A 13,470-nucleotide genomic window follows, 5' to 3' on the forward strand; every position below is an offset into this window, starting at 1 on the left:
TTTCGCTTGAGCAGTTGGCGCTGAGCCGCCTGGAGGAGGCCACTGATGGCTGATGCCCCACAACCCCGCAACGTTGCGCAGAAGCTCATTGCTGAGCATCTTCTCTCGGGCGAGATGACGCCCGGGGAGGAAATCACGCTACGCATCGACCAGACACTGACGCAGGATGCGACTGGAACGCTGGTCATGCAGGAACTCGAAGCGCTCAAACTCGATCGTGCCCGCACCGAAGTCAGCGTGCAGTACGTGGATCACAACCTACTGCAGGCCGACGAGAAGAACGCGGAGGACCACGAGTTTCTGCGTACCGCGAGCCAGCGTTACGGATTGTGGTTCTCAAAGGCGGGGAACGGTGTTTCCCACCCGACTCATATGCAGCGGTTCGGCATTCCGGGGAAGACGCTCGTGGGCTCTGATTCACATACCCCGGCCGCCGGTTCGCTGGGGATGCTCGCGATCGGTGTCGGAGGTCTCGAGGTAGCTTTGGCGATTGCCGGGGAGCCGCTCTACCTGCGCATGCCGGAAATCTGGGGGGTCGAGGTTACGGGAGAGCTGCCGCCGTGGTGTTCGGCGAAGGACGTCATTCTCGAAATGCTCCGCCGCCACAGCGTGAAGGGCGGGCTTGGCCGCATCATCGAATACTACGGGCCGGGCCTCGCGACTCTCACCGCTATGGACCGCCATGTCATCGCGAACATGGGGGCAGAACTTGGTGCGACCACGTCCGTCTTCCCGGCGGACGATGCGGTGCTGGAATTTCTGCGCGTGGAGGATCGTGAAGGCGATTACCAGGAGCTCCTTGCCGACGAGGGCGCCACGTATGACGTCGAAGAACACATCGACTTGTCGGAGATCGAGCCGCTGATCGCGAAGCCGTCCGCGCCTGACAACGTCGTTCCCGTTCGCGAAGTAGCAGGTGAGCCAGTGAGTCAGGTAGTTCTCGGCTCGTCCGCCAATCCCGGTCTCCGTGATTTCGCGATCGCGGCTGCGATGGTCGCGGGGCGCCAGATCGACTCCTCCGTGAGTTTCGACGTTAATCCGACCTCGCGCGAAATCCTGACGGACCTCACGAACATGGGGGCCACCGCGGAACTCGTGATCGCTGGCGCGCGAATTCACCAGTCCGGCTGCATGGGTTGCATCGGGATGGGGCAAGCACCGGCGGTCGGCCGGAATTCGTTGCGGACATTTCCGCGGAACTTCCCGGGACGCTCCGGGACAAAGGAAGATTCAGTGTGGTTGTGCTCTCCGGAAACGGCGGCTGCTTCTGCGCTGACGGGCAAAATCACCGATCCTCGCGAGTGGGCGAAAGACGTCGGTCTTGATTATCCGACACTTAAACTGCCCGAGCGCGCCGCAGTCAACACCGCGATGCTGGTCGCGCCTCCCGAGAAGGAGGAAGCGATGAAGATCGAGCCCGTGCGGGGCAAGAACATCAGCGCGCTGCCTGATTTCCCGGCCTTACCAGACAAGCTTGAAGCCCCGGTGATGCTCAAAGTGGGCGATAACGTGTCGACCGACGAAATTTCACCCGCAGGAGCGCAGGCTCTGCCGTTCCGCTCGAATGTTCCGAAGCTAGCCGAATTCACGTTCACGCGGGTGGATGAGACTTACCCCGAGCGGGCCGCAAAAACCGCAGGGGAGGAGGGGCACATCATTGTCGGTGGCGACAACTACGGCCAAGGATCGTCGCGCGAACACGCGGCAATCACGCCGCGATACCTGGGATTGCGCGCGGTAATCGCGCAGTCGTTCGCCCGAATCCACTGGCAGAATCTCGCCAACTTCGGAATCGTTCCACTCGAATTCGTGAATCCCGAAGATTACGAGAAGATCGATGCTGACGATGTGATCGTCATTGACGGAGTTCGTGACGCGCTGCAGAGCGGCAAGGAACTAACTGTGCACAACGCGACGAAGGGTATCGATATCCCGGTGCGTCACCGTATGTCGACGCGCCAGGTCAAAGGGGTCGTGGCAGGCGGTCTCATTCCCTCACTCGCCTTCAAAGACGCTCCGCCTCACGCTTGAGGTTGGCAAGGCCTTTTTCGAAGTCTTTTCCGATCATCTTGTCCATTCCGCCGAAGAGCACCATGACGCGCGAGAAGATGCTCTTGGGCCCCTTCATCGTCCAGTTCACTTCGGAATTGCTGCCTTGCCCGGTGATGGTGAACGAGGTCGTGTTCTCAGATTTGAACGGTTTCTCAAAGGAGAGCGCGATGCGGACCTTGGAAGGTGTGACGGCCTCGATGATCTTCATCCGGCCTTTGCCCGCTTTCTTGTTGCCGGACCAGGCGTACTCGGCGCCCTCTCCGGCCTCGGCGCCCGAAAATTCCCGTTCCATGTTGGGATCCAGTTCCTCCCACGGTGACCAGTTCGGCCAGTTGTGGAAGTTCGACAGCAGTTCGTAGACGGTGCTCGGCGGAGCACCGATCGTGGTGGAACGGCTAACCGTGAAGGTGCTTTCGCCCATGATGACTCCTGATAGATCGCCAAGCGGCAGGATCTGCTCTGCAGCTCAAATCTAGTGCGACGATGGTTTCAGCACCTAGCACACAAGAGTATTAATGAGTATTGGGAAAATCCAAGATGTGCTAAGAGAGGCGGATAATCATGAGTGCTGAGAGCGCGCCGATCAAGATGCTCCTGCTCGATTCGTTTGGGCGAATCCGCGAGCTCGTCGAGGACATCACTGCGGACCTGCCGGATTCCATTGCGGTCTACCGGCCTGACCCTGGCGCCAACTCGATTTCCTGGTTGTTGTGGCATCTCGCACGCGTGCAAGATGACCACATTTCGGGGTTAGCGGGGGTGACGCAGGCGTACACCGAGCTCGGCTGGGCGGGACGTTTCGGCCTCCCGTTCGACGACGCGGACATCGGCTATGGCCACAGCAGCGACGACGTGGGCAAGGTGACCGCAGGTCCGCAACTACTTGCGGAATATCACGCGGACGTCCACGAGCTAACGCGGCGCTACATCGAAACTCTCACCGCCGACGAGCTGGACCGGGTCGTCGACGAGGGCTGGGACCCTCCTGTCACCGCCGCCGTGCGGATCGTCAGCGTCGAAGGTGATTGTCTGCAGCACTTAGGGCAGGCAGCGTACGTCAAAGGGATGGCGATGCGTGCGGCCATTCGCTAGCTAGCGCGAGACATACCCCCTAGGGTATTATTTCGAGAAAATACCAGAGGAGGGTTTGCCATGTGCTACCCAGTGCAATGCGGCGAATGCGGAAAGACGACGTGGTCAGGGTGCGGCATGCACGTCGATCAGGTGATGCGCGACGTTCCTGCCGCGCAACGGTGCGATGGGCACAGAGTCACTCGGAAGGCTCCGCTGCCGGAGCAGGGTTCGTTCCTGTCCAGGCTGCTCGGCCGTCGTTGACAATCACAAGATATCTGCCTCTCTAAGCTGAATCGTAGATTCCCCAAGAAACGCATCACGAGTCTTGCAATTCAGGCGCCAGGGAAGCCAGGGGGAAGTGGCGCGAAGTCTTCCTTAACCTTCGGTCCCGGTGGCAGCCCTCGCAGGATCTCGCTGATCCATACCAATGCAGGCGGGTATCCGGCGACGGCGTTCGTGATGTGTTCCGGTATTGGCGAGGTGTAGAAACGCAAGTCCGCGCCGTTATCCCAGTACTTTTGCACGGTCGGCAGGACCGTGGATTGCGGAACGAGTTCATCCCATACCGAGTGCCACCACAGGACGGGACTGTCCGGAATGTGCTGGCCGAGGCTGTTCGCCCGAAGAACTTCCAAGACGGCCGGGGTGGAGGCGAGCGACCTTCCCGGCTGGAAGTACTCGTCGATCGGCCGGTACACGCCGGTAAGGGCTGCGGTGTACACGCAGCGGCTCTGCAGGTCGGCCACGATCTGCTGGCCCTCGACAGTCAGAAGTTCACTGGCGTCGAACGCATCCGGATAATGGTGCGAAAGGGCCGCGAACCCCAGCCACATTGTGAAGTTAGCAGTGCCAGTTAGTCCAGGCTGCGCTGTCGTGGCGAATTCTGACAATGCCACGAGATCTCCGGGGGTGCCCCCGATGGCGGTGCCACTCAGATGCACATCCGGTGCGTAGCTCTGCCGGAGTTCGGCAGCGCGGATCGATCCAGAGCCGCCACCCGAGTAGCCGTACAAGGCTATTGCTGAATCCGACAGCCCTAACGTGGTGTCATTCTTTACCGCACGGAGACTGTCGAGGACCATCTTTCCCTCGTCATAGGTGTTGAAAGTATTGAACTTTCCGCCGAAGTCAGGAACGTTGATGGCGAAACCCTGCGCTAGCCAACCGGCTAATAGCGGCATTTCCTTCATCGTGCCGACCTGGAGAGTATGCGAAGGGTTGCACGACGAATCGGTCGAATCAATGGCTTCCTGAAACGAGACAACTGGACGAGGACTGCCGGTCCACGGAATGCCGGGAACAATAACCGAAGTGGCAGTCACTATTGGATTACCGTGAACGTCGGAAGAGCGAAACAACAGTTGCCGGGTGTGGACGGGGAACGGTACACCCAGTATCCGGGTTTGGACCTCCCGTGTTCGTACGATTTGGCCAGGAGCTAGATCCGCCATATTTGGTGGGTCGGCGTACCACGGATCCTTGTCAGGGACCGGAATAGGGAGAACGTCGTAGAGCTCTGGTTCGGAGGGCAGCTGAGGCAGCTGATTCTGGCTGGGCGGGAATGACGGAGGGAACTCCGGGTCGGCGGCGGCTACCCCGCCACCTGCCGCCACACCCACGACGGTTAGCAGGGCCACCGTCCGCGTTGCCCACCACCGACTCGTACGGATCATTTCGAGGGATCTCCTATCTGTTTCCGAACCCACCCTTCGGCGGTCCGGTTGCGGTCCTTAAGCTAATTTCGGCGGTGAGCGCGGCCATCGCCCGACGATCAATTTTTCCGGTGGTGGTTCGCGGTATCTCGTCCACGAACACGACGTCGCGGGGAACCTTGAATCGCGCCAGTTCAGAGCGAACATAATCGCGGACAGCGCGAGCATCCAGGTCTGGATTGGACCGGACAATCACTGCCGACAAACGCTGTCCGAACTCCTCGTCGGGCACTCCCGTGACAGCGGCCTCCGTGATTTCGGGATGCGCATAGAGGGCAGCCTCCACTTCGCCCGGGAACACGTTCTCGCCGCCCGAGACGATCATGTCGTCGTCGCGTCCATCCACGAAGAGCAGTCCCTGCGAATCCCAATGCCCGACATCACCGGTGGACATCAGTCCGTGAGCAACGCTCTTGCTCCCACCCGAGGAGTACCCCTGGAACGAGATCGTGTTACCGACGTGGATGGTGCCCTTGCGCCCGGGGCTGTTTACGATCTTGCCGTCCGTATCGACCAGTGCCACTGTGATACCGAGCGGTGGTCGACCGACCGTTCCCGGCGCCGCGATCCAATCCTCGGGCGTAGCAATAGTGGCGGTTCCCGTCTCGGTGCACCCGTAGTAGTTGTAGACGACGGGTCCGAAGTGGGCCAGAGCTCGATCTCCGAGGCTGGGCGCTAGTGCAGCTCCGGCTGTGAATATGACTGAGACACTGTCGGTGCGTCGACGGTTGATGTCGGGGCAGTCGAGCATGCGTCGGAGCATCGTCGGTACCAGCACGACTGCGTCGCATCGGTAGGATTCGATTTGTTCTAAAGCGAGCGCGGCATTGAAGCGCCCGTGAAGAACGATCGTGCAGCCAAGATTCACGGCAATTATGAATTGTGACAACGCAGTTCCGTGAAACAGTGGTGCGCACAGCAGCACTGTCTGTGCGCTACGAAGCGGGACGCGGTCGAGGAACTGCGCAGACGCGAATGTGGACGCGACCTCGCGAGGAGCCCCTTTGGGAGTCCCGGTCGTCCCTCCTGTGAGGAGCACGAATTGGCCCTGTCTCGAAGGACGGGAAACGGCTGCGTCGCTGTTCTCGAAACCTCGGCTATGGGGGATTGCAGTGCTCAGCCTGGCGATATCCGGCGGAAGTGCGGCGACCATGTCGGTGAACTCGTCGTCGGATACCACTGCCGATACGCGTTCACGAACCGCCACATCAACAAACTGCCGAGAGCTGAAGCCAGTGTTCATGAGCACCAGCCTGGCTCCGACTTTCGCGGCTGCGACCATCGCCTCCACGAGTCCTCGATGATCTCTGCACATCACCCCGATCACCGACGTCTCATCGAGTCCGAGAGCGCGCCATCGGTGTGCGATCCCGTTGGTAAGAAGATCAAGCTGCCCGTAGGTGAGGGCGCCCTCCCTGTCCACGAGTGCGATTCGATCGCCATGCCATTGCGCGCCGGTCGTGATTCCACTCGCAATTGGGCCGAGAGTTTTTAGTGCGCTGGATTTTTGCCGTACCCGCAGCGGACGTTTGAGGTCGATGATTCCACTGCGCTGCATCACGGCAATCTGTTGTCCTCGAAGCCGGGCTGATTCGACGACCGTGCGCATTGAGATCAAAGTATGCACTCCCTTGTGAACGGCTGCTGTGCTACTGATCACACATCAGGCCGGTTCGTTCCGACAATGACGAATCGACAAACTTGCGGAGTCTCGGTTGTGCAAATCGACAACGACTGGGAGTGTGCATTGATGGAAGCGAATGCGACGGCCGTGCCGAACTCGACATTGCGTAGCCGACTGAAAGCCGCAATCGATTGGTATGCGAGCCAGGGCGGCCCGGCCTATCGGCGTGTGCCAAGCGAGTTGGTCGTAAGTGACTTCTTCGACGGGATCGCATTCAATGCGGATGCGTTGGTCACGTTCCTCGAAACCGGGAAGCTTCCGACGGCACACGACCTGCGTGCCATCACCGACCTGGCAATGACCCGTCTAGCCAGCGGTGCCACGCTCAGCGAGGTCACCGGTGCCTACCAGGCCGTATCCGCGGCTTTGTGGCGTCGTGTAGTGGCCGAATCCAGTCCTTCTGATCGCGCCGCCCTGGCGGAACTGATGCCGCAGGTAGCCGAGTACATTTTCCAGGTCGTGTCACTCATCGCCACTGAGGCAGCGCACCGATCCGGTGACCCGCTATCGGATGTGCGTGAGCGGAACCGAGCCGCTGCCGATGCGCTGCTGCGCTCGGGAGAAGCCACGGGGTTGTTCGACATCGGCCCGAGCGCGAACTACACGATTGCGGTGTTTCAGATCGCCGGCTCCTCCACCGCCGGATCGGCTCTGGGGGACTTGAAAGCTCGGATTGAGGCTATGGCGAATACCTATTTGCGTCTCGATCTGAACGGGTGGGTTGTCGTGCACTGGTCCTCCGAGAGCGTCGCCTCCGCAGTAGCCAGCTTCCGCGAGAAGCTCGAACATGCGCGCGCGCATACCTCAGTTCAGTGCTGGGCTGGCATCGCACCATCCACAACTGCCCACGACGTGCCCGGAGCGTATCGTAGGGCAGCCGGCCTTGCGGCAACCGCGCAGAAGCTCCGACGAGCGGATTTCCTGGTCGACCTCGCGCAAATGGCGATCGAATACCTCAGTGCAACAGCAGGACCGGACATACCTGCACTTGCCGAGATCGTGGAGCCGCTCTCTCACGCCGATCCAACTTTCGGGGAAACGCTGCGGATCTTCTTCGACAAGAACTGCAACCAGCTCGCAACTGCCCGGGCAATGCACGTTCATCGCAACTCCGTCACGTACCGATTGGCAAAAGTCCATGCCCTGACCGGCCTGAATCCACTGAACTTCGCCGAAGCGACATCGCTGCATGCTGCCTTGATCGCACTGCGAATGCTGCAGGAGTAGCCGACCCTCTACGTTGTTACTGAAATGCACAACCACTGTCCGAGCAGGCCAAGCACTTTGCTCATACGGCGCCGCGGTAGCAGGTCACACTGGCCCAGAAGTCATCTCACATCACCAGTGTGAACTCCTGCGATCCACGTGAAGTCCCGTTGACCTGGAGTTCAAGGAGATGAGCCCCGGGATAGTATCGGCGCGTGGAGATTGGCCGCATCGGGTGCCGCCGTCTCACGCTCCACATGTCGCCCGGTGCGACAGTGCGAGATGACAGTTTAAAGACCTTTGGTGAGCGTGATCCGTTGGCCTTTACGTGATGAATGATGTAGTCCACCGCGATGGATGCATCGGAGTTCCCACGATTCGTGATTGTGAAGCTGAACTCCAGCGCCTCGCCGAAATGAATGACGTCCTCGTCCACGGCAGGTCCAACGACATCAATCTCGACGTCGGACGAGAAGCCGAGCAGCGACAGGGCACCAAGGTCACCTGCCTTGATCCGCGAGCGTAACCCGTGCCGAACTGTTTTCAGCGTGTTTCCATCCGGTTCTGCCAGCCACCGCGCGGCTGTTTCCACGGCGACCTGCGGATGGTCTTTGCTGATGTCATTGAGGTGATTCGCCACAGAGCGACGGACATATTCCGAAGAATCGCGGTAAAGCGCATCAAGGATCGGCAGCGCTGGTGATGGATCAGCCATCAGCGCTGGGATTCGCGCTGCCCACGGCAGCCTAGGGCGCGTTCCTTCCGAAGCGAGGCGCCGCACGTGCGGGTCGCCATGCTCGGTCCAGGTCACGATAACGCCGAGCGCACGATACAGATCAGCGTTGAGAAAATGCCTGACCGCGGTCTCAGCCGTCAACCGTGGGGTCAGCTGGGCAAGGAGTTTCAGCGCCGACTCGAATTCTTGGAGCCCGCGCGCCGCTACCGCCTCCGTGACAGGCATGATCATCCAGCCGTTGAACGCGGGATCGGTCAAAGCTGACTCGATCACCGTTTCAAAGCTCGGAAAATCAGCAGGGAGGTCGTCCAGGATCGCATCTCGCACCAACGCAACGCGCTCGCTGAAACTCTTGTCCGCTAGCACGCCTGATGCAGAATCGACAGATGCTGCGCGAGCACCAGCGCCTCGCAGGCATTCCGAAAGTTGCTTGACTGCATTTGAACTGAGCATCTCATCCGCTGTGGGCACGTCTACAGCTTTCCCGATCTAGGACGATTTGTCGCTCATAGGTGGGCCGAACGTTGTCAGTACTCCCGTCCAGCGTCAGCGGCACTGTTTAGCACCCCGGCCATCTCTGTCGCTTGGGAAGCGGTGACGGTGAATGTCTGTTCCGAAGCGGTGGTAACAACGACCGCAGGGCCGCGGCGAAAAACTAAGCCGTACTGGCCTTTCCCCCGAATGCGCAGTCCGTAGCCGCCAAACTCCGCTGCCGGTGACACCTGTTTGACTTCCGCTTTGACGATTTCCTCGGTGCGAATGTCGAACGCGGTCAGTCCCGCGATGCGGGCCCGTATCCCCGATCCGTCGACGTCGACTTGGCTCCGCAGCAGAAGGAGGATGAGCAGGCTGAGCGGTATGAAAATGAAAAGGGGCGAAAGAGTCTCGGACCCAACTGACAGCACGATACCGAGACCCACCAGGGGCACAACGATAAGCGCCTGGAGTTTGGTTGAGGCAGTGAGTGACTCGTGGATGTGCAACACGGCCTGTCGAGGCAGCTGGGACGGTGGCCGCCTTTTCGCCTGCACTCGTACACGGCCGTCTTTCAACTGGCGCGCAAATAGAACGCCTACCGCCAGGCCCGCCAGCGTGTACAGGCCCGCAGGCCACAGGGGCAGTGCTGCAGCGGCAGGATCAGCGAGATCAAGCTGGACGGCGAGGGAACTAATCCAGATTCCTGTGAGGAGGGCCGTGACAGTTATCGCGACGATGAGCATGATCTGCCGCAGGGCCAGAAGGGAACGCCCCATCGCCGCAATGCCGCCACACGCCGCGCCGGTCAGCGCAGTGATCCCTGCCATCATCCAGGCGCCCGGCCACAACGCGCCAAAACGATCGGGACTGCCTGCCGCATTCCAGTGCTGGGCGACTTCCGCCGGCAGCCGCGGCTCCCATACCCGCGTCAGGACGAGAATGAGCACCGCCGCACCAATGGGTATCAGTAGACCGCCAGCAAACCCAATCGGGTCGAAACGGCGTGCACGCATTCTGCCCCCTGGTCGTGCCACAAACTTTTGTTGTATATCCCGAATGTAGTCGTGGATCTGCGAGTACATCCCGGTAGCACTACCAATTCTTTCTGTTTCCCGTCCGCACTGCCCGCTCTTAGCGTGGAGTCGGCAAGCATGCCGCGAGGAAAGGAATTGTGATGACTGCAAGATCTGTTTCAGGCAAGGTCGCGCTGATCGCCGGCGGGGCGAAGAATCTAGGGCGTCTGTTGAGCACAGGATTCGCTGAAGACGGGGCACGTGCAGTGGTGATCCACCACCACAATTCGGAAACGAAGGATGCCGCTGCAGAGACAGCAGAACTTGTGCGGGCAGCGGGAGCGGAGGCACTCGTTGTCGACGGCGACCTGACGAGACCGGGGAACGTCACGGCTCTCTTCGATCGGGGTATCGAAGAGTTCGGCGGGATCGATATTGCGGTGAACACGGTAGGCCGGGTACTCCGTAAACCGATCGCCGAAACCACGGAGGACGAGTACGACTCGATGTTCGACATCAACGCCAAGTCGGCGTTCTTCTTCATCAAAGAAGCTGGACTGAAGCTCAACGACAATGGATCGATCATCACAGTGGTCACGTCGTTGCTGGCAGCCTTCACCGACGGGTACTCGACGTATGCGGGCGGCAAAGCGCCTGTCGAACACTTCTGCCGGGCTGCCGCGAAAGAACTCGCGCCCCGCGGGATCTCAGTGTCGAACGTCGCTCCAGGGCCAATGGATACGCCGTTCTTCTACGGTCAGGAGACGCCGGAGCGGGTCGGCTTCCACAAGTCGCAAGCGATGGGAAATCAGCTCACACAGATCGACGACATCGCTCCGATTATCAAATTCTTGGCTACAGATGGCTGGTGGATCACGGGACAGACGCTGTTCGCCAACGGTGGCTACACAACTCGCTAGGCCGTCCGCGATTCATTCGCCTGGGGTTGATGTGCGAACGTCGTCGAGGAAGGTCCTCGCCCAGGAAGAAAGCCCCGCGCGCAGCCACACAGCCTCGATCGGTGCGTACGCGGGCGGCTCGAGTTCCACCACCTGGACTGTTCCATCGAGCATGAGGCCAGGCCTTTCTGTGACAAACGCGACCCGTTGATTCCCGGCGACTGACGTAGCTGGCGGCAGCCCCTGATTCGGTGAAATCGACACCCTCGGCTCGAACCCCGCAGACCTGCACAGCGCCGTCAGGAAAGCGGTATACCCGGAAGCGCCGGGCGGAGCCCAGATGACAATCTCTTGATCTCGGAGGTCGCTGAACTGAACCTTCTCTCGGTGGGCGAGTGGATGACCGGCCGCCATAGCGATACGTAGTCGGTCGAAGCGCACTGGCGCGGAAGCGAAGGCCGATGACTCCGGGGTGAGGCTAGGGGCTATTCGAAACAGGGCAACGTCGGCGCGGCCACTTGTGAGACTACTTTCGAGTTCTCGCGGGTAAATCTGCTCCACGATGATCGTGGTGTCTGGATGCGCTGATCGGAACCCGTCGAGCAGTCGATACACCTCTTCCGTGGTGATAGCGGGCGAGTGCGCGAGACGCAGTTGAGGCGGTGAATTTGCCGCGACGTCGCGTAGCCGCCTCTCGACCGCGTCGGCTGCAGCCAGCAGCGGTTTAGCTTCGGTGTAGAGAAGTTTGCCAGCTTCAGTCAGGAGCAGCTGGCGAGGCGACCGGTCGATCAGTGTGACTTTGAGCTGCCGTTCGAGTTCGCTCAACGACGCGCTGAGCGCCTGCTGACTGGTGTGTAAGCGCTGGGCTGCTCGTGTCACATTGAGTTCTTCCGCGATGACGACGAACGCGGCGACCCGTCGGAGGTCCAGCGTCATTCCTGGCCATTCCGCTGCTGGTCTTCTCTGCCCTTGCGGCGCTGTTCCTCGGCACGTTCACGGCAGCGGCGCAAGAATTCCTCATCAGCTTCCGTATTCTGCGCGATATGCCGCCCAGGACGGTCGTACTCCGGGTAGCGCGACCCGAATGGGTCCTTCCGGCGCGGCGAGGAACCATCATTCGGGCGTCCCGCTACCACCCACGCGACGGCACCAGCGAGGGGGAGAATAACGACCAGCAGGATCCAGGCGATCTTGGGCATATTGCGGACGCGGTGCTCCTCGGTCGTGATGACGTCGATGAGGCAAATGATCCATACAGCGGTGACGATGAGCATCAGGTACGGCACAGGTTCTCCTCCGAATTCCCGCTGAGATCAAAATGATCACACCATGAGCTCACACAATCGGCAACTGGGTTCGGGGTCCATCTCAGCAAGAAGGCTTCTGGTTCTGTGTGCAGTGTTCCCGCCACAAGACGTCCAGGAACAGGTGAACTGAATCGAGGACGCGGATAGTGCGTACTGAGGGGATCATGTCGAAAGCATGCTGTCCGCCGGGAAGTTCCGTGTAATACGCCGGCTGGCCGGAGACGTCCTGCAGTTTGCGAACGAATCGTCTCGCTTCTTCAACCGTGATGAGTGAATCGTTCACTCCGTGAATCACGAAGAATGGTGGAGCGTCGCGTGTCATCCGATGCAGCGGTGATGCCTGCCGAAACGGCTCGGGATCCTCGCCTCGGCGGCGTTTGAACACCATACGCTGCACGATCCAGCGCACCCCTGGACTCAGCACACGCTCGTCGTCGACGAAATCGTAGACACCGTAGAACGGCACACACGCGGCGACAGATGTGTCCGCGTCCTCGAATCCCGGTTGTAGTGCAGGGTCGTTGCCGGTCAGGGCTGCCAGCGAGCTGAGATGTCCACCGGCCGAACCCCCTGTGATCGCGATGAAGCCCGGGTCGATGCCGAAGTCGGCTGCATGTGCGCGGATATACAGGATTGCGCGCTTGACGTCGACGATGTGCTCTGGCCAAGTGGCGCGGGGACTTAACCGGTAGTCGACGTTGAAGCCAACCCACCCATTGGCGGCGAGATGCCCAATTAGGGGCACGCCCTGTTCCTTGCGCGAGCCGGTCGTCCAGCCGCCACCGTGCACGTTGATGATCGCGGGCCGCTTACCGGGGTACGGCTTCTTGGGGAGGGTGGCATCGAGTTTGAGTTCGAGATTTCCGATGCGGTGGTACGTGATGTTGTTTCGTTTTTCCACGTCTCGCCGCCACCATGCCAACGGGGGAAGAAGCACATGCAGACGCGGGTACTGGTGGCGTTCTTCGATGAAACGCCCCGGGAGGGGAGGAGTCACTGTGATGGGTGTCGTGAGCGCTTTGACGCCGGGTGCGAGTATCAGCGCAACACCGGCGAGTAGCGTCACCGCGCCGGCCCAGCCTACCGCCGAACCCAATGCGCCAGCCCAGATCAGAACCGCACCTACGAGCACCAACAGCACGCTGAAGTGCAAAGCGAGCTCGGTGAGGAACCATGCGAGTGGCCAGCTGAAGAACATGATGCGTCCGCGTGTCCGCGGCCACCGCGAGTTCACAGCCAAGATCAACGCGATGATCCCGAGCGTCAGCAGCAAAATAGCGGGCACTGGTACGCCAAGAAACACGGTCTCT

Annotated in this window: 13 protein-coding genes; 5 read left to right on the plus strand and 8 right to left on the minus strand. The window is 60.4% G+C overall.

Features of this window, described 5'->3' with window-relative positions; translation table 11 throughout:
* Positions 1-45 precede the first annotated feature (45 nt).
* On the plus strand, positions 46-2,031 hold the full coding sequence (locus FHU29_RS13015) for an aconitate hydratase (protein WP_064440042.1): 1,986 nt from the start codon (positions 46-48) through the stop codon (positions 2,029-2,031).
* Here the strand turns inward: FHU29_RS13015 and FHU29_RS13020 are convergent.
* Positions 2,006-2,473 (minus strand): SRPBCC family protein, encoded by a 468-nt coding sequence (locus tag FHU29_RS13020; RefSeq protein ID WP_064440043.1) that lies wholly within the window; start codon positions 2,471-2,473, stop codon positions 2,006-2,008. The two genes, FHU29_RS13015 and FHU29_RS13020, sit on opposite strands and share 26 nt — an antisense overlap.
* A gap of 140 nt (positions 2,474-2,613) precedes the next feature.
* Between FHU29_RS13020 and FHU29_RS13025 the strand changes: the two genes are divergently transcribed.
* Both FHU29_RS13025 and FHU29_RS13030 read left to right on the plus strand, forming a co-directional pair.
* Positions 2,614-3,144, plus strand: a complete 531-nt coding sequence (locus FHU29_RS13025; protein ID WP_083962270.1) for a mycothiol transferase — start codon at positions 2,614-2,616, stop codon at positions 3,142-3,144.
* A 60-nt stretch (positions 3,145-3,204) separates the two neighbouring features.
* The gene (locus tag FHU29_RS13030; RefSeq protein WP_074390835.1) at positions 3,205-3,387 is read left to right on the plus strand and encodes a hypothetical protein; all 183 of its coding nucleotides are present in this window, start codon (positions 3,205-3,207) and stop codon (positions 3,385-3,387) included.
* Between the two features lie 71 nt (positions 3,388-3,458).
* Here the strand turns inward: FHU29_RS13030 and FHU29_RS13035 are convergent, their stop codons facing one another.
* Together FHU29_RS13035 and FHU29_RS13040 are read right to left on the minus strand one after the other, a co-directional pair.
* Positions 3,459-4,799 carry a lipase family protein gene (locus tag FHU29_RS13035; RefSeq protein WP_064440044.1) on the minus strand — a complete coding sequence of 447 codons (1,341 nt, stop codon included), beginning with the start codon at positions 4,797-4,799 and terminating at the stop codon, positions 3,459-3,461.
* Positions 4,800-4,812: 13 nt separating this feature from the next.
* Entirely contained in the window at positions 4,813-6,447 is a 1,635-nt protein-coding gene (locus tag FHU29_RS13040; protein WP_183377556.1) for an AMP-binding protein, read from the minus strand.
* 108 nt (positions 6,448-6,555) lie between these two features.
* On the opposite strand from FHU29_RS13040, the gene FHU29_RS23710 reads away from it, so the two are divergent.
* Positions 6,556-7,749: a PucR family transcriptional regulator gene (locus FHU29_RS23710; RefSeq protein WP_064440045.1), complete on the plus strand. Its 1,194-nt coding sequence runs from the start codon at positions 6,556-6,558 to the stop codon at positions 7,747-7,749.
* A gap of 106 nt (positions 7,750-7,855) precedes the next feature.
* Here the strand turns inward: FHU29_RS23710 and FHU29_RS13050 are convergent, their stop codons facing one another.
* Together FHU29_RS13050 and FHU29_RS13055 are read right to left on the minus strand one after the other, a co-directional pair.
* Positions 7,856-8,935: a DNA alkylation repair protein gene (locus tag FHU29_RS13050; protein ID WP_064440046.1), complete on the minus strand. Its 1,080-nt coding sequence runs from the start codon at positions 8,933-8,935 to the stop codon at positions 7,856-7,858.
* 56 nt (positions 8,936-8,991) lie between these two features.
* The gene (locus FHU29_RS13055) at positions 8,992-9,954 is read right to left on the minus strand and encodes a DUF1648 domain-containing protein (protein WP_064440047.1); all 963 of its coding nucleotides are present in this window, start codon (positions 9,952-9,954) and stop codon (positions 8,992-8,994) included.
* A gap of 161 nt (positions 9,955-10,115) precedes the next feature.
* Here FHU29_RS13055 and FHU29_RS13060 point away from each other — a divergent pair, with 161 nt between their 5' ends.
* Positions 10,116-10,874: an SDR family oxidoreductase gene (locus FHU29_RS13060; RefSeq protein WP_064440048.1), complete on the plus strand. Its 759-nt coding sequence runs from the start codon at positions 10,116-10,118 to the stop codon at positions 10,872-10,874.
* Between the two features lie 12 nt (positions 10,875-10,886).
* On the opposite strand, the gene FHU29_RS13065 is transcribed toward FHU29_RS13060, so the two are convergent.
* From FHU29_RS13065 to FHU29_RS13075, 3 genes are all read right to left on the minus strand, one after another.
* Complete coding sequence (locus FHU29_RS13065; protein ID WP_064440049.1) at positions 10,887-11,789, minus strand: LysR family transcriptional regulator; 903 nt, start codon at positions 11,787-11,789, stop codon at positions 10,887-10,889.
* Positions 11,786-12,139: a PLD nuclease N-terminal domain-containing protein gene (locus FHU29_RS13070; protein ID WP_064440050.1), complete on the minus strand. Its 354-nt coding sequence runs from the start codon at positions 12,137-12,139 to the stop codon at positions 11,786-11,788. Before FHU29_RS13070 ends, FHU29_RS13065 begins: the two co-directional genes overlap by 4 nt.
* Positions 12,140-12,221: 82 nt before the next feature.
* Positions 12,222-13,463, minus strand: coding sequence for an alpha/beta hydrolase (locus tag FHU29_RS13075; protein ID WP_083962273.1), 1,242 nt, complete (start codon positions 13,461-13,463; stop codon positions 12,222-12,224).
* Between the last annotated feature and the right edge of the window lie 7 nt (positions 13,464-13,470).

This window comes from Hoyosella altamirensis (assembly GCF_014191505.1).
In the GTDB taxonomy this organism is placed as follows: domain Bacteria; phylum Actinomycetota; class Actinomycetes; order Mycobacteriales; family Mycobacteriaceae; genus Hoyosella; species Hoyosella altamirensis.